This is a genomic window from Mesomycoplasma sp., from assembly GCF_056854695.1.
In genome coordinates this window covers 1-16,828 of the sequence record NZ_JBXGGF010000010.1, presented here as the reverse complement: position 1 = coordinate 16,828, position 16,828 = coordinate 1, and the positions used below count along the sequence as shown (strand labels likewise).

Genomic DNA, 16,828 nt, shown 5'->3' with positions numbered 1-16,828 from the left:
CGAATTGTTCAAACCTTTTGTAATGAAAGAATTAGTTGCACGCGATACCGCCAGCAACATCAAAAATGCTAAACGTAAAATTGATCGTCAAGATGACGCTATTTGGCCAGTTTTAGAAGAAGTTATCCGTGAACATCCAGTTCTATTGAACCGCGCACCTACTTTACACAGACTAGGGATTCAAGCATTTGAACCTGTTCTAGTTGAAGGTAAAGCAATCCGTCTTCACCCATTAGTTTGTGAAGCGTATAATGCCGATTTCGATGGTGACCAAATGGCTGTTCACGTACCAATTTCACCTGAAGCTGTTCGCGAAACTAAAGAATTAATGTTTGCTAACAAAAATATTTTAGGTCCAAAAGATGGTGAACCAATCGTTAACCCTAGCCAGGACATGATTTTGGGGCTTTATTACTTAACCCAAGAAAAAGAAGGTGCTAAAGGTGAAGGAAGATTTTTTGGAACTATTGATGAATTAGTTAAGGCATATGAATTTGGCAATGTTGAACTACATGCTAGAGTCGCACTCCCATTTGTTGAAGTCAAACCAACTATTGGCCAAAATAATCCAGGTCATATAATTTCAACAGTTGGAAAATTTATTTTAAACAATATTTTTCCTGAAAACTTCCCATTTATTTTTGATGATAAAGTTGATGAACTATTTTTTAATTATCAAGATCAAATTAGAAAATACGTTTGCCCATATGGAACTAATTTTGTTGAAAAAATTAAAAACACACCAATCAATAATGCATTATCTAAAAAGCATATTGCTAAAATTGTGCGTCAAATTTTCGATACTTATGATGGGCTTTTAGCTAAAGAAGATATTGCAAATGTTATCAATCAATTAGATTTTGAAAACTATCAAAATAGTATTTTAGCTTATGAAAAACTACGTGATTATAAAGGAGATAAACTTCCTATTTCACACATTTCTAAATTAGCTGAATTTACAATTTATGAATTTGACCAACTTTTCCGTCGCCATAAACAAGCTGGAGGATCAGCTGTAAAAGTTATTGAAGAATATGAAAAAGTTTGACTTTTAGAACGTATTTGATTTAAATATAGTAATATGGTTTCATCAATGATGGATCAAATTAAAGATTTAGGATTCCATTATTCAACTATTTCAGGAACTTCCATTGCAATTAGTGATATTAAAATGGCTCCTAAAAAACAAGAGTTTATTCAAGAAGGTGATGAATACATCAATAAATTAAATGAATTCTTTAGTCAAGGGCTAATTACAGATGATGAAAAATATACTCTTTCCATTCAAAAATGAGAAAAAGTTAAAAATAAAATTCAAGATAACCTTAATGATTCGGTTGCAAATGACAACCAAAACTCAGTGGTTATGATGATGAAATCAGGTGCACGTGGAAATATTTCAAACTTTGTGCAACTAGCGGGAATGCGTGGATTGATGGCTAATAACGTTAAAGCTCTTAAAGTTGATGCTGAAAATGAAAGGGTTGTGCGTAATACTGTTGAAGTTCCAGTTAAATCTTCTTTCCTTGAAGGTCTAACATCTTTTGAATTTTATTCTTCAACTCACGGTGCTCGTAAAGGACTTACCGATACTGCGCTTAACACTGCAAAATCAGGATATTTAACTCGTCGTTTAGTAGATGTGGCTCAAAATATTGTTGTTACAGCTGAAGATTGTTTTTCAGATTTTGGTTTCATTGTTAAAGATATTGTTGATACAAAAACCAATCAAGTTATTGTTCCTTTAGTTGAACGTATCGAAGGTCGTTTCTTAAATAAAGATGTTGTGGATGCAGAAGGTCAAATCATTGCTTTTGCAGGTCAAATGGTTAATTTACAGATTGCTAAAACAATTGTGGCAGCAGGAATTAAAAAAGTTGAAATCCGTTCCATTTTATCTTGTCACATTAAAAATAGTGTATGTAAAAAATGTTATGGAAAAGATCTTGCAACTAATAGATTGGTTTCAATCGGAGAAGCTGTTGGAATTATTGCAGCACAATCAATTGGTGAACCAGGTACTCAGTTAACTATGCGTACATTCCACACTGGAGGGGTTGCCAACGTTGAAGATATTACTGGTGGATTCACTCGTTTAATCGAACTTATCGACTCACACGAACACCCTTGAGGGCGTCCAGCAAAAATTTCTCCTGTTTACGGATACATTAGCAAAATTGTTGAACAACCAAGTCGTGAAGGTAATGTTTCAAAAGGTTATTTAATTCACATTGAACACAAAGATTCTGAAGGTAATGTTGTGGAACAAATTGTTCGTGTTGATGAAACCCAAAAACTTCGTGTTCAAGAAGGTGATAATGTTATTCCAGGTCAAAAACTTGTTGAAGGACCTATTATTCTTAAAGAATTACTTGCAGTTTCAGATGCTAGAACACTTCAAAATTACTTACTAAAAGAAATTCAACGTATTTACCGTATGCAAGGGATTACAATTTCTGATAAATACATTGAAATCATTATTAGACAAATGCTTTCAAAAATTCAAATTATTGAAAATGGTGATTCAGACTTCTTTATTGGTTCAATTGTTGATATTAGTGATTACAAAGAAGTTAATGGTAAATTGATTTCTGAAGGTAAAAAACCTGCTTTTGGAAACATTATTATTAAAGGAGCAAAACAAATTCCATTGCTTTCTAACTCATTCTTAGCAGCGGCTAGTTATCAAGAAACTTCAAAAATTCTTGTTCACTCTGTAATTTCTTCCCAAGTTGACCGTCTTGAAGGCCTTAAAGAAAATATTATTGTTGGACACAAAATCCCTGCAGGAACCAACTCTAAATACGAACACAAATCAAAATTTGATATCCGTGATCCATTTAGTTTCTTCAAATCTAATAATTAATGCTTAATTATCAAAAATCAGAATCATTTGAATGTTCAAACTCAAATGATTATGAAAAAATAATTTCAAAAATAATTGCACTGAAAGTGCAATTTATTTATTTAATAGGGGATTACGGAGTAGGAAAAACATTTTTTGTTAAGCAATTGGGTAAGTTTTTAGGAATAAAAGATAATATAACTTCGCCATCATTTAATTTTTGCTTTGTTTATAACAAATTAGTCCATATTGACCTTGATAATTTCAAAGGCGACTTATCAGAATTTTATGACTATTTTGAAGACAAATTAGTAGTAATTGAATGAGCTAACAAGCTTGATAATTTTGAAGCTAATTCTGTTAGTCTTCAAATTAATTTTATTGATGAAAATAAACGAAAAATTGAACTTTTTTACAATTAAGTTGATATTTCATTTTTTTATTAATAAATTTAAAAACAAAATTGATATTTTTGTTTTTAAATTCTACTGTTTTTTATTTTAGTAATACAATATATTTATAATTATTATGAAATTTTTTATTGACACTACAAGTGATTTTATAGCCTTAGCGCTTTTTAATGAAAACTATGTTTTAATTGACTATTTTTTAGAAAAAATAGTTCAAAAAGCAGATGTTTTACCAATAAAAATCAATGAGTTTTTAACTAAGAATAATTTAAGCATTCAACAAATCAATGAGTTTTATTTAAATTTAGGACCTGGAAAATTTACAGGATGCCGAATTGGTCTTATTTTTGTTCGAACTATTTGTCAACTTTCTGAAGCTAAACTTTTTACAACTAATTCTTTTTCAATAATATCTTTTTCATCTAAAGGGAAAAAATATTACACAATAAAAAATTCTAATAATTCTAGTTTTGGTGTTTGAGCTCAACAAGGAATTCTTGTTTCAGAAATGGAAATTATTAATGAAAACATAGAAAATAATAGTCCATTTGACTATATTTATTTATTTAAAAATTTTAAAGAAGCACAAACCCTTTTTAAGGAAGAAAAAAATTTACTTCAAGTTGAAGCACTTTATTTAAAAGATCCAAAAATTAACTAGTTTATATAAATTAAAATAAAAGGCACTTAATTTAAGTGCCTTTTTGATTTTATTCAGCAACTCACTATTTCTTTTTTCTTCATAATTGATAATTTCTGAAACTCTAGAATATGTGATTATGCAAACAACTATTCAATAAAAAAAACGAAATAATAAATATAAAAATAATTAATGCGCCAATAATAGATAGAATAAATACAAGTTGTAAATTTGTGTAAGTATTGCTAAATTTATCATTTTGAATTACAAAAAAACAGTAAGACTTAAAATTAATAAAAATAAAAGTATTACAAAAATAACAAAGCCGAAAAGTCTTTCAGATTCAGATCTAAAAGCACCAGCTAGTAAACCAGCAGATAAAATTGGAAAAAAAATTCATAAAATTAAAATAATTAGAGAAAGTTTTTTTAAAAAATATAATTTTTCTAAATTCATAAAACCTTTTTTCTTTTTATTATAGTTATGTATTATATATAATTAAAAAAAGCAAAGAGTTTTATTTTGAAAAATAAAAAAAGCACTTAATTAAGTGCTTTTTTATAATATCTTTTTAAAATTCTTCTTGAGCTTTAAAATTGCTAATCATTTTGGAAAGTCTAGAATAAGAAAAACCTACAATCACAATTAAGTAAATAAAGGTGAAACCACTAAATAATGGAAATAAAAATGTTCCCACTAATCAAAGAATAAATAAATTATTTAATTTGTCTTTGTAAGTTTGGTCATGTCTATGAATTTCTACAATAACTATAATAAGGAGTACAAATAATATGAAATTAATAGTTAAAAAAGTTAATAATGGTATTAGTAGTGTTAATAAAAAGCAGAAGCAGTAGGGAAATGTAGACCATAAATGCTTGCTCCTGAAAAAATACTTGCTGTTAACACAATAAATGATATTGTGGTTACAAAAGAAATTACTTGTAATATTAAGATAGCTAATACAAGTTTTTTTAAAAAATATAAACTACGCAAAGACTTTAAATTATTCAAACTAATCATAAAACCTCCTTTCTGCTTTTTTTATATATATAATAAAAAAAGCAAAGAAGTTGGTCAAAAAAGATTGATATGATTAAAAATAAATATAAAAGAAGTAGAAATATTTGTTTATAAAATATAAAAAAAGCACCAATAGGTGCTTTTTATTCATTATCTTCATCAATAGGTTTTATTATTTATTCCAATATAAAGGATTAAACTAGACATTCTAGGCCTAGCAATAAAACCAAATACAAATCAGTAAATAAAACCTATAGGAGGTAAAAATGAGAAAATTATTCCAATTATACTTTTAGAATATAAAAATTCTATGTTTTCTCTAAGCATAATATTTTACTTGCCATACTTCTTATAAAAATTAATATTGTATGCAAATGAAATATACAATATAATAAATAAAAACATAAAAAACGAACTTGTTCCAACAAGAAATCATATATAGTTTTCATTTGAGCTGCCCACATTTAACAAAATTATTAATATTATTGTTTATATTGTGGCTGGAAAAGCATCTTACAAAATAGTATTATTAATTTATAGAGATAAGAAATTATAATGTTTCATTTTAAGTCTTATTAAAAGGTAAGTAAAAAGTGGGACTTTTTTATAAATTATGTTTATATTTTTTTCTTGTCAATAAACAAAAAAAACCAAATTAATACTTTTATTTTTAGAAATACAATATTATTCTCTAACTCTCTAAAATTATAGTTTTTTATAACTAATTATTTTTTAATAATAGAGATTTTTGATCAAAAAAAAAAAAAAAACACTTAATTCAGTGCTTTTTAAATTTTATTTTTCTAATAATTAAAACCTTGATTAATAATGATGGTTATAATTATCATAACTTTCGTTTGGTTCATCAGGATTAGATTTTTTAGACATATATGCTTGTGATATTAATGTAGATAATTTGGAAATTGCAATAAAACTAAATATAAAATTTTTTTTTTAAAAAAAAGAAAAAAAATATAAAAAATGCTTTTTTGTATTTTTTCTAGTAATAATTATTTAAAAAAATATAAAAACCATATGACTTTTGAACTTAAATTTTTTTAAAACTTATATAAATATTTTTGTTTTCAAATTTTTTAATTTTTTTTATTTCAAAAATATGGTCCACTTCTTTATTTTCATCAAAAACTTTTGGCCCTTTTATAAAGGCTAGATGACTATTTTTAAAATTAGTTGTAATATCTAAAAGTGTTGAAAGTGAACCCACAGCTCTAGCTGTGATTACATCGAAACTACCTTTATTTTGCTGCACTTTTGAACAAAAAACTTGAAAATTTAAATTTAAATTTTTAGCAACTTGATTTAAAAATTCACATCTTTTTTTGCGAGGTTCTGCGATTGTTAGTTGAACTTCGGGTTTTCAAATTAAGTAAGGAATTGAAGGAAACCCTGCTCCAGCTCCAATATCTAATAATTTAAAATTATTTTGTTTTAAATTGTTGGCTATAAAATCTAAACAAACTAAAGATTCATAAATACCTTCTTCTCAAAGTTTGTCTCCTGAAAAACCAGTTAAGTTGTATTCTTTATTGTGATGTTCAATTAAATTAACATATTTTTGTAATTTTTCAAAGGTTTCTTGGTCAACAAGCTTTAATGTTTTATTTTGATAATTCATCATTAACTAACTTATATTGATGTGTCATTTCTTCATAAATTGAACTGATAGAAGTTGAATGAATGCAAGCTAAAATCACTTTTGATAAGAAAGTATCTAGTGAAGTAATGAAGATTTTTTTAAATTTTTCAAGCAAAAATTCATTATCAATTGAATCAGTAACAATAACCTTGTCAATGCTAGTGTTTTCTTCAAATTTTTCAAAACCTCTAGAAAACACACCATGTGTCGCAGCAACAACAACAGATTTTGCACCTTTAGATTTAACAACATCTGCTGCTTTTAAAATAGTTCCACCTGTATCAATGATATCATCAAGGAGAATACAATCCTTACCATCAACTTCACCAATTAAACCAAAAACATCAATTTGGTTAACACCAATTCTTCGTTTATCAATTACAGCAACTGGAGTATTTTTACCAAGTATTTCAGCCAAAATTCTAGCTCTAACAGTTCCTCCATGATCTGGAGAAACTACTACATAGTTTTTAGATTTTCCAACTAATTCTTGAGCTAAAATAAATTGACCATGAAGTTCATCGACTGAAACATTGAAAAATCCTTGAATACTTGGGTTGTGAATGTCAACAAGAACAACTTTTGTAACACCACTAGTTTCTAACAAGTTAGCAATCAATCTAGCAGTTATTGGTTGTCGACCAGAAGATTTTCGATCTTGACGTGCATAACCATAATAAGAAAGTATAATTATAATATCTTTGGCATATCCACGTTTTAAGGAATCTATAAAAATTAATAATTCCATAATATTATCATTAACAGGTTTTGCTGTGCTCGCAACAACAAAAACTGTTGAATTGCGAATAGTTTCACGTGATTTTAACATCACTTCACCATCAGCGAAAACTGTTCTTTCAATTTCAGAAAGAGGTATTTGTATTTTTTCTGAAATTCTTTGAGCTAATTTTTTGGAATTTTCCATTCCAAAAAGAACGAATTTATTTTTTGTTTCTAATATCATATTACCTTGCAAATTTTAAACAAAAACATTTTAAAACTATAATTTTATACTAAAATAAAACATATGAATTGAGAATTTAGTACTTTAAAACCTCGACACCTTAAATCTTTACAGGCAGTTTCTTCTAAATTTACTAAAAAAGTTGATTTTGTTAGTTCGAGAAATACTCCTTTAACAACTAATTTAAACATAAATAAAAATAATAATTTTTTCGAACTCATTATTAGTGAGCAAGAAAGCACAAGCAAAACTATTGCTGCTTTTTTTACTATTGAGAAATTAGATGAAATATTTTTGTTGGATCTTATTTTTTTAAACGAAAATCTAGAATCAACTTGGCAAGAAATAATTATTGAAAGAACCTATGATTTTATAGTGGAAAAATTTAAATTAAATGAATTCATACTTGAAATTATTGGATTTACAAGTTTGACAAACTTGCCTTTTGAAAATTGATGAAAAATTGATAAAAATACTTATAAAATTATCGTAAAACCCTATAAATTTATAGACATTCATAGTCATCCTTTTGTAGAATATTATGGTGATTCTGTAAAAGAAGTGGAAAATTGCTTTAAGAATTCTATAGATAAAATGGTTATTGTTGGCACATCCTGAGAAGATATACAAGAAGTTACAGAATTATCGAAAAAATGAAAAAATACTTATAACATAATAGGCATTCATCCAAGTAACATTCGAAAAGATGAAGATTATTCCAAATTGGAAAGATTTATTAATGAAAAAACAATTGGTATAGGAGAAATTGGTCTTGATACTTATCATCAAACCAATTTAGATCTAACACTTCAAATTAGCGCTATGGACAAACAAATTGAAATTGCTAAAAAACACAATTTGGTTGTAATGTTCCATATTAGAGATGAAAATGTATTTAAAACAATAAATTTAGAATTAACCTGAAATAGAATTCAAGAAAATCCTAATATTAATTTTATTTTTCATAATTATTCAGCGCCGATTAATATACTTGAAAAATTTAAAGATTTACCTAATATTTATTTTTCTTTTTCAGGTGTTGCAACTTTTAAAAATAGTTATGATATTCGACAAGCCATTGAACAATTACCTTTAAATAAAATCTTAATTGAAACAGATGCTCCTTATTTGTCGCCTGAACCTAATAGAGGACTTTGACCCAATTCATCTATAGAAATAAAGCAAGTTTATCAAAAAATTGCTTTTATAAAAGGTATAAGTAAGAAAAATTTAAGTGAAATTATTCAAAATAATTTCAAATTTGTGTTTGGTAACAAAATTAAATAAAATTTATTATTTTCATTAATTTGAAACAGACTTTTAAGTAAAAATAATTTTTTAAAGTCTAATCATCAGGAATTAAAATTATCTTTTTTATCATAATATAGTTAAAAAATATAATAATAGAAAAAGTTTGAAAAATGAAAAAAAATTAAGAAAATAATTTTAGCAATTACACCAATTTCGAGCACACCAGTAGCAATAGTTGCTTGTGGGCAAAATTACACATTAGTGGTTAAACCAATTAATAAACAAGAAGTAAATAACCAATTAATAATAAACCCATTAGCAACTCCACCAACAAACCAACCAATTAAACCAATAATAGATAATCCAAAAGATAAAAATATTAAAAATTCAGATGAAAAGGAAAAGAACAAACCAGAAAATAAGTTGGATGATTTGCTCAAGAATGAAGTTACAATTGAATTTAAAAACTATTTGTCTGAAGCAAAACAATTGGTAGAAGAAGTATCCCAAAAATATCCACTAAGTAAAATTAATAGCACTACAAATATTGAACAATTAAAAAAATGAACAACTGAACTTGGTGATATCTATCATAAAATAGGTGAATCAAATAGTAAAAGAAGAAAAATATTAGATGAATTAGGAATTGAATCAAAAAGTATTGAAAATAAAGACACAAAAGCAAAGGTTGATGAAAAAATCAAACTTTACAAAGAAATAAATAATCAAATTTTTGAATATTGGAGGCAAGTTGCCAAGGTTTGAGATACATCTTCAAAAAAAGTTAGTCAATTAAATAAAATAAATTAAGAAAAAAACAAATATAATTGTAGTTTATACTATATTATTACTAAAATTCAAGGATTTCTAAAATGAAAAAAATTAAAAAATTGGCTTTAACATTAACACCTATAACTATAGTACCTATAGCAATAGTTGCTTGTGGACAAGTCGAAAATAATATAAACAGTAATGATATTGAATCACTCAAAACCAATGCTGCTAAAATCGAAGACACAAAAGCAATCAAAATGGTTGAATATTTTGAACAGGTTAAACAATTAGCAGATGAAATGGCAACCAAATATATAGATGAGCAAAAACCAAATGATCAATATCATAAAATTAATAATTTAAGCAACATTGCAGAACTAGACCAGTTATGAAACGATGTTATTAATAGTCGAAATAAAGCAAAAAATGCTATTCAAAAAATGATTGATATAAAAGAAGAGCTCAACAAGGAATTTGAGGCAATAAAATATCCAAAAGGAAAAAGTGACTTTGGGAAAAAATGAAAACCTTATCTTGATACTATTGATTTAGCACAAAAGAAATTATTAAAAATTAATGAAATTAGAAATACAATAATTGCTAGAATTGAAGTACTAAAGAATATAAATTAAAATAATAGTCAATAGTATTTAATTAGATTACAAAAATATTAAAATACATTTTATATTTTGGATATGTCTATTTTAATTTAAATGAATCGAATTAAAAAAAAGAAAAAAAACAAGACTACAATGAGTCTTGTTTTTTAATACAGTTTTTTGCTTAAACTTCAACTGAAAAGTCTAATGAGTTCTTTTGAGCAGCCAGAACAAAGGCTAAAGCAATATATGTTTTTCAACAACTCAAAAGGTATTGTAGCACATTTTTAGCAAATTTACAAATATTTTGAAACCAAAGAAAATGTTAAGAGAAATTTATTAATTTTATTTATTTTTTATACATATTGTTATCAAAATGTATTTAACTTGTGTGAAATTTTAATTTATGTTTAAAATAATTTTTGTTTTTTTGAAAATTTAAAAATACTTTAAAGCTAAAAAATTTGTAACAAAAAATAGATTAAAATATATTATAATTAAAGTGCTGTGGTAAACACAGTTTAATTATATTATTATAGAAAGGAGAAACATGAGTTTTTCTCTAGCTCAATTTAAATCATTCAAAAACTTGTTTGAATCAAAAAAAAGAAAACTGAATAACTCTGGATCAGGAAAGTGACGTCAAATTTTTTCTAAATTATCCGGAGCTTTCATGCTTCCCATTTCCGTTATGTCCATTGCTGGATTGTTGCTTGGAGTTGGCGCTGCTATAGTAAGTAATTCACATTCAGAGGGTGGAAAAATCTTTGGACAATTAATTCAAAGTTTAGGTGAGCCTATTTTTGCAGCACTTCCTGTTTTATTTGCTATGGCTTTTGTTATAGCTTTTACAGATGAAGCTGGTGTTGCTGTTTTTGCAACATTAATTGGTTACTTAGTTTTTGTTTCTGCACAATCTGCGCTCATTACACCTGAAAAAGGTGGTGGATATAAAATTTTATTCACAGAAGGTGGGAGAAATCCATTAAAACTTTCTAGATTAGTTGGTTCTACACTAGGATTTACTTCACTTCAAACATCAGTGTTTGGGGGTATTGCTGTTGGATTAACAATTCAATGACTATACCGTAGATTTCATACAATTCAATTACCACAAATTATTTCATTTTTTGGTGGTAAACGTTTTGTTTCTATTATAACTATACCAGTAATGTTTGTTTTAGCATTACTATTTTTACTATTTTGACCATGAATTGGGATTGCTCTTAACGCAATAGGTACTGGAATTGGTTCAGTTCCTTATGGTTTTGAATCTCTTATTTTTGGTTACATTGAAAGATCTTTAATTCCTTTTGGTCTTCACCACGTATTTTATGCTCCACTTTGATATTCATCAGTTGGTGGTGATGCTGGTGAATCTATTCAAAAAGGAATAGATGCTCTAAGAGAAGCTAACCCAGGTCTTATTGAAGGTCCTAATACATCAAAAATCCTTGCAGACTATACACTAAATAAAAATAGTTTTCAAGGTGATTCAACCGCTTCATTAAAATTATTACAATATGGTAATTACATTGATTACAAAATTAATGGCAAATTATATGAAATTCCTTTATTTACATTTTTACAAAATAATGGATTTAAAGTAGGTCGCTTTGCAGACGGTAAATTCTCAGGAATGATGTTTGGTTTACCAGCTGCAGCAGCTGCTATGGTAATGGCGGCTCCAAAAGAAAATAGAAAAGTTGCCCTTGGAACTGTTGTACCTGCGGCTGTTACTTCATTTGTAACTGGGGTTACAGAGCCAATCGAATTTACTTTCTTATTCTTATCACCAGCTCTTTTCTGAGGTTTCCACGCAAGTATGATGGCTTTATCATTCTTCTTTGCAAACCTTGCAGGAGTACACATTCCTATGGCATTTAGTGGTGGTGTTCTTGACTTACTATTTTATGGAATTATCCATGTTCAAAAAGGAACTCACTTCTGATGAGTATTAGTAATTGGACTTGGTTATGCTCCAATTTACTACTTATTCTTCTATTGATTCATCAAATACAAAGACTTAGCAACTCCAGGTCGTGGTCAAAACACCCGTCTATTCACTAAAGCTGACTACTTAAATAGAAAAGATGCAGCTAAATTTGGTGAGGTTGATCCACAAGTTTTAGCTATTGTTGAAGCTTATGGTGGAATTCACAATATTACTAATTTCAACAACTGTGCTTCACGTTTACGTTATGATGTTAAAGATGCATCAAAAGTATCTGAAGAAAAATTGAAAGCTGCAGGAGCTATTGCTATTAAGGTGGAAGGGAACAACCACGTACAAGCAATTTTAGGACCAGTAGCAGAGCAATTAAATGCTAAAATTAAATCACAAAGAAACGCTATTATTGAACTTGAACACAGCGGACAAGAAGTGAAAGTGGAAGCTGTTGTAGAAAAAGTAAAAACAGAAACAACAAATAAATCCGAAACACCTAAAATAGAAGTTTTTGCACCTGCTAAAGGTCAGATTATTCAATTAAATGAATTGAATGATGATGTATTTTCACAAAAAATAATGGGTGATGGTTTTGCAGTTAAAGTTGGTAAAACAGGAAGCGTTGATGTTTTTGCACCAATTAGCGGTGTTGTTGAAGTTGTTTTTGATAGTAGTAAGCACGCAATCGGAATTACTAGTGAAGATGGTTCATTAAAAACCCTTATTCACATAGGAATTGATACTGTAAACTTACAAGGCGAAGGTTTTAAAAACTTTGTTCAAGCTGGACAAAAAGTTAAAAAAGGTGAAAAAATTGCAAATGTTGATTTAGACACATTAGTTCGCAATAATATTTCAACTACAGATGTTATTTTTCTTGTATTACCAGAAAGCAAACAAACTACATTCACATTTAGTTCAACTAATTCAGAAAAAGAACCAGGTGATTTAGTAGGTCTTGCAGAATAAAGTCAAGCCTATAATAACTCTTTTAATTTAAAAAACACCTAAAAAAGGTGTTTTTTAAATTAAAATAAAATGTTTAAGTTAAGGTTTTATACCAATAACATCACTAATTGAAAAAATTCCAAACTGTCTACTATCAAAACTTTCAGGTAAATTATCACCCAAAGCATAAAATTGTTCTTTTTTAAGAACGACGTTTAAATTTTCAGTAGGAGAGTCTTTATCAAGAGTTTTAATTCTTTTTCCATTAACAAAAAGTGTGTTATCTTTAATAATCACATGATCTCCCTCGATAGCAATAACCCTTTTTACTAAAATAGTGTTTTGATGTTTAAAAAAAACAATATCATTTTTTTTGATATTTTTTGTAATTCTCACTAAGGTTACTTGCCCAGGTGTTAGTGTTGGTAGCATTGATTGTCCACTAATAGTTGTTATTTTAAATAAACTAAAAAAAATAGAAAAAAATATAACAACAATTCCAACTCCAATTGCTCCTGAAGTAATTGAGAGACTGTTATTTTTTCAAATATTCTTGAACTTAGAAATAATTAATTTTCTCATAAGATTATTTAAATTCTTGTACTAAAATTTTAATATAATAAATATTTTTCAAATTAATTGATTGTTTATTTGAGATAATTTTATACAATTCATTGTTTAATTTGAATACAAATGAGGATAAATTTGGAAGATCTTTTTTAATTTTTAGTGCAGACTCTTGATTTAGTCTATCATTCAAATAAAAAAAGATAGCTTCCAATCAATTATCTTTTAAATTTGTCAAATTAATTTCGGAATTAATAATTTTTAATATTTTAGATTTTAATAAATTTAAATTAATTGGTAAATTCAAACTTTGCCTAAAAAATATGTAAATATATTGGAGTCAAATATCTGAATTATTGTTATTGGGATTCCCTTGACTAAATTTATTTACCACATCATCTGCAATAGATCTAGGTTTATGGCTATTTTCAGAAAAATAAGATAATAATTTTAAAGAAAAAAATAAATCTTGAACATTTTTTATGTCTGCCAACTTAGTTAATAAATAATTTTCCAACCTAATGCCCATTTGTGTTAAATTATTATTAATAATTAAAGCGTTTTTATTTGTACTTATTAAAAAAATAGTATAAAAATATAAATCTTCTACAGTTAATTTAAAATTTTTAAATGCTTGTTCAAACTTAAAGTTAATAGATTTTACTAGTTCTTGTTTATATTTTGAATCATTTTTATTAAGTAAAAAATAAGCTAGGCTAGAATTTTTTATACTTATTGGAGAAATTATTAATTTTGAAGAATTAGGATCAAAAATAATTATTTGTAATTTACTAAAAATTATTTCGGCAATCAATTTTTCGCTATCGCTATCTATTGAATTTTTTAAAATATTAGTTAAAGTCACCAATTCATTTAAATTTAAACTATCATCGTTTATTTGTTCTTCAAATTTTTCTAAAAATTTAGATTTTTTATTTGTTGAAATATTATTAATTAAATTAGTTCAATATTCAAATTGCAATTCATCCAAATTGTACTTATTAGTTTGTTTGTAAAAATTTTGTCAACTTTGATACCAATTTTCTAATTGTTTTCTTTTTTCATCTAAAATTTTTTGAACTTGATTTTGATTTATATATTTTGCAATTTCTAGCAAAAAAGCGCCATTTGATCAACTAGAATTATTAGTGTTTTGAAAAACAAAAGAAAATTTTTTAAATTCTTTTAAAATTTGATTAGAAACATTAAAAAACATTTTTTCAAATTTTTTATTATGTTTTTTTGAAAAATATAACAGTTGCCATAAAAAAGTAATATTTTGCTGACTATCTTGACTTATTTTGAATTCTTGATTTTTGCTATCATAATTTGATAAAAGTTTTTTTTGAATTTCAAATTCATTAAAGTTGATGTTTAATGTTCAAGCGATGTTCAAAAAATAAGGTATATCAAAAAAAGATATACTTGAAACATCAGGTAATTCCTTAATTTGTTTTTTAAATTTTTCTATAATTTTTAAAGAATCATTGCTATTTAGTGTATAAAGAACATCTAAAACTTTACTAAGTTCAGACCAATTGATTTTTTGACCTTTATCAGGCCCAATGAAAGAAAAAAGTTGTTCATTTATTTCAAATTCTACAATTTTGGAGTTAATAATATATTGACTAATTGTTGAATCTGTTTGTATGTCGGGTTTATAAACGAATAATTTGGCACTAGGTTCAATTTTATGTAATTTGCTATTATTTGATTTTAATATTAAAGGAACTGAAATAGATATTGTTGATAAAGATAAACCCAAAACTAATCAAAACGCTATATTTTTCTTACTAATTTTCATTTTTTTTCCAATTAAAACTCAGGTCAGTATTAATTATATTTTAAAAAATTGTATTTCAAATTATATCAACGTATTTTTAAAAATTGCACTTAAAAAATAAAAAATAAATTTTTTTTTATAATACTAAAAAATATAGTTGTAAAATTTATAAAATAAGGAGTACATATGAAAATAAAAATTAAAAAAATTTCTAAGTCCTTATTAGTTGGGACAAGTATTGCGGCCGCTATTGTTGTGCCTAGTGTAATTTCACAAGCTAAAATCACATCTTTTGCAGGAAACAAAGAAGTTATTCCATTATTTTATGACGACACTATCGTAACTACAGAAAAACATCAAAGTGCTACAAGATATTTTGAAGGTGGCAAGTTTAATGTTACATTAGATGGGCATGAACGTACTTATAAAAATTCTATTTTTGATGATGATAGGGTTACATGAGAAGGACAAGCTAAGGCTAAATTTGAAGGTTTAGATGATACAACCCCTGACACTATTACAAGTGAAGTAGTTGGGTTTGTTTATGGAAGTGGTAGACCTACATTTAGTGCAGGTGCTATAGCTCCTTCAGCAGCCTTGCCTTCTATCACTGCTAATGCAACATTTAATGTTTCCGACAATGAAAAAACAAGTACGGCAACTTTTAAAGATACATCTGAGGTTACTCATTATTATGATGGTGCTGCTAAAATTTGAAAACTTTGAAGTCATGGTCAAAGGCATGTTGCGACTGTGCAAGCAAAAAATTGATTTTTAACTCTTGCTTCTGATTCAGATTTTTATTCAGATTCTAATAAAAAAACATTAACTCATCAAGAACAAGAATGAAAAAATAAAGTAGATCAATTTCAAAAGGGAGCTGAAGCTAGAAAAAAAGAAAAAGCAAAAAAAGAAAAACAACTTGAATTAAAAAACAAGCGTAAACAAGAAATTAAAGATAAAATTGATGAACAACAAGATGAGTTAACTCTTTTAAGACAACAATTGGAAAAATTAAAAATTCAATTAGAATTAAAGAAACTTCAATCACAAACAACTAGTTCTCATCCTAAAAAAGCAAAACGTTCTGTAGCAACTAAAAAAGTACACAAAAGCGTAAAAGCAAAAAGAAACAAAAGAAGATAAATAAGTATTAAATATAAAAAAAGACTAATGACTACTCGATTAGTCTTTTTTTATTATATTTTTTAAGATTAAAAATTTTAATCAAATAAAAAACACAAAATTAATTTTGTGTTTTTAAAATTTTTATCTCTTATGTTTTTTATCTTTAGATTGTACCTTATGTTTTTTAACTAATTTTCTTTTTTTGATTTTTTTCTTATTTTTGTGTTTTACAGTTTGTTTTTTCTTTTTTATTTTTATATTTGGTTCTTGCAATTGTCGTTGAGCTTGTTG

Annotated in this window: 14 protein-coding genes; 9 read left to right on the top strand and 5 right to left on the bottom strand. The window is 26.4% G+C overall.

All coding sequences use genetic code 4. From position 1 onward, the window contains the following. The 3 genes from ACJHWB_RS02970 to ACJHWB_RS02960 form a co-directional block, all read left to right on the top strand. The coding region (locus ACJHWB_RS02970) for a DNA-directed RNA polymerase subunit beta' (RefSeq protein ID WP_483133020.1) at nucleotides 1-2,866 on the top strand (2,866 nt) is incomplete at its 5' end. Beyond that, complete coding sequence (gene tsaE / locus ACJHWB_RS02965) at nucleotides 2,866-3,267, top strand: tRNA (adenosine(37)-N6)-threonylcarbamoyltransferase complex ATPase subunit type 1 TsaE (protein WP_483133019.1); 402 nt, start codon at nucleotides 2,866-2,868, stop codon at nucleotides 3,265-3,267. The genes ACJHWB_RS02970 and tsaE, both read left to right, overlap by 1 nt. Nucleotides 3,268-3,373: 106 nt before the next feature. After that, complete coding sequence (locus ACJHWB_RS02960; RefSeq protein ID WP_483133018.1) at nucleotides 3,374-3,916, top strand: hypothetical protein; 543 nt, start codon at nucleotides 3,374-3,376, stop codon at nucleotides 3,914-3,916. A 243-nt stretch (nucleotides 3,917-4,159) separates the two neighbouring features. Here the strand turns inward: ACJHWB_RS02960 and ACJHWB_RS02955 are convergent, their stop codons facing one another. Next, nucleotides 4,160-4,351 carry a hypothetical protein gene (locus ACJHWB_RS02955; RefSeq protein WP_483133017.1) on the bottom strand — a complete coding sequence of 64 codons (192 nt, stop codon included), beginning with the start codon at nucleotides 4,349-4,351 and terminating at the stop codon, nucleotides 4,160-4,162. A 418-nt stretch (nucleotides 4,352-4,769) separates the two neighbouring features. Between ACJHWB_RS02955 and ACJHWB_RS02950 the strand changes: the two genes are divergently transcribed. Beyond that, nucleotides 4,770-5,039, top strand: coding sequence for a hypothetical protein (locus tag ACJHWB_RS02950; protein ID WP_483133016.1), 270 nt, complete (start codon nucleotides 4,770-4,772; stop codon nucleotides 5,037-5,039). A 927-nt stretch (nucleotides 5,040-5,966) separates the two neighbouring features. On the opposite strand, the gene rsmG is transcribed toward ACJHWB_RS02950, so the two are convergent. Then, a complete protein-coding gene (gene rsmG, locus ACJHWB_RS02945) occupies nucleotides 5,967-6,557 on the bottom strand; it encodes a 16S rRNA (guanine(527)-N(7))-methyltransferase RsmG (protein WP_483133015.1) in 591 nt (196 codons plus the stop codon). After that, nucleotides 6,538-7,539: a ribose-phosphate pyrophosphokinase gene (locus ACJHWB_RS02940; RefSeq protein ID WP_483133014.1), complete on the bottom strand. Its 1,002-nt coding sequence runs from the start codon at nucleotides 7,537-7,539 to the stop codon at nucleotides 6,538-6,540. The genes rsmG and ACJHWB_RS02940 overlap by 20 nt, the downstream gene beginning before the upstream one ends. A 63-nt stretch (nucleotides 7,540-7,602) precedes the next feature. Between ACJHWB_RS02940 and ACJHWB_RS02935 the strand changes: the two genes are divergently transcribed. The 4 genes from ACJHWB_RS02935 (at nucleotide 7,603) to ACJHWB_RS02920 (ending at nucleotide 13,080) form a co-directional block, all read left to right on the top strand. Then, entirely contained in the window at nucleotides 7,603-8,826 is a 1,224-nt protein-coding gene (locus ACJHWB_RS02935) for a TatD family hydrolase (RefSeq protein WP_483133013.1), read from the top strand. Between the two features lie 225 nt (nucleotides 8,827-9,051). Next, nucleotides 9,052-9,600 (top strand): hypothetical protein, encoded by a 549-nt coding sequence (locus ACJHWB_RS02930; RefSeq protein WP_483133012.1) that lies wholly within the window; start codon nucleotides 9,052-9,054, stop codon nucleotides 9,598-9,600. Between the two features lie 62 nt (nucleotides 9,601-9,662). Beyond that, nucleotides 9,663-10,196: a hypothetical protein gene (locus ACJHWB_RS02925; protein ID WP_483133011.1), complete on the top strand. Its 534-nt coding sequence runs from the start codon at nucleotides 9,663-9,665 to the stop codon at nucleotides 10,194-10,196. A 517-nt stretch (nucleotides 10,197-10,713) separates the two neighbouring features. Further along, nucleotides 10,714-13,080 (top strand): PTS sugar transporter subunit IIABC, encoded by a 2,367-nt coding sequence (locus ACJHWB_RS02920; RefSeq protein ID WP_483133010.1) that lies wholly within the window; start codon nucleotides 10,714-10,716, stop codon nucleotides 13,078-13,080. Nucleotides 13,081-13,158: 78 nt separating this feature from the next. Here ACJHWB_RS02920 and lepB read toward each other — a convergent pair whose 3' ends face one another. Both lepB and ACJHWB_RS02910 read right to left on the bottom strand, forming a co-directional pair. Then, entirely contained in the window at nucleotides 13,159-13,641 is a 483-nt protein-coding gene (gene lepB, locus ACJHWB_RS02915; protein WP_483133009.1) for a signal peptidase I, read from the bottom strand. Nucleotides 13,642-13,645: 4 nt separating this feature from the next. Continuing rightward, nucleotides 13,646-15,430, bottom strand: coding sequence for a hypothetical protein (locus tag ACJHWB_RS02910; protein WP_483133008.1), 1,785 nt, complete (start codon nucleotides 15,428-15,430; stop codon nucleotides 13,646-13,648). Between the two features lie 165 nt (nucleotides 15,431-15,595). On the opposite strand from ACJHWB_RS02910, the gene ACJHWB_RS02905 reads away from it, so the two are divergent. Next, nucleotides 15,596-16,555 carry a hypothetical protein gene (locus tag ACJHWB_RS02905; protein ID WP_483133007.1) on the top strand — a complete coding sequence of 320 codons (960 nt, stop codon included), beginning with the start codon at nucleotides 15,596-15,598 and terminating at the stop codon, nucleotides 16,553-16,555. Nucleotides 16,556-16,828: the final 273 nt, after the last annotated feature.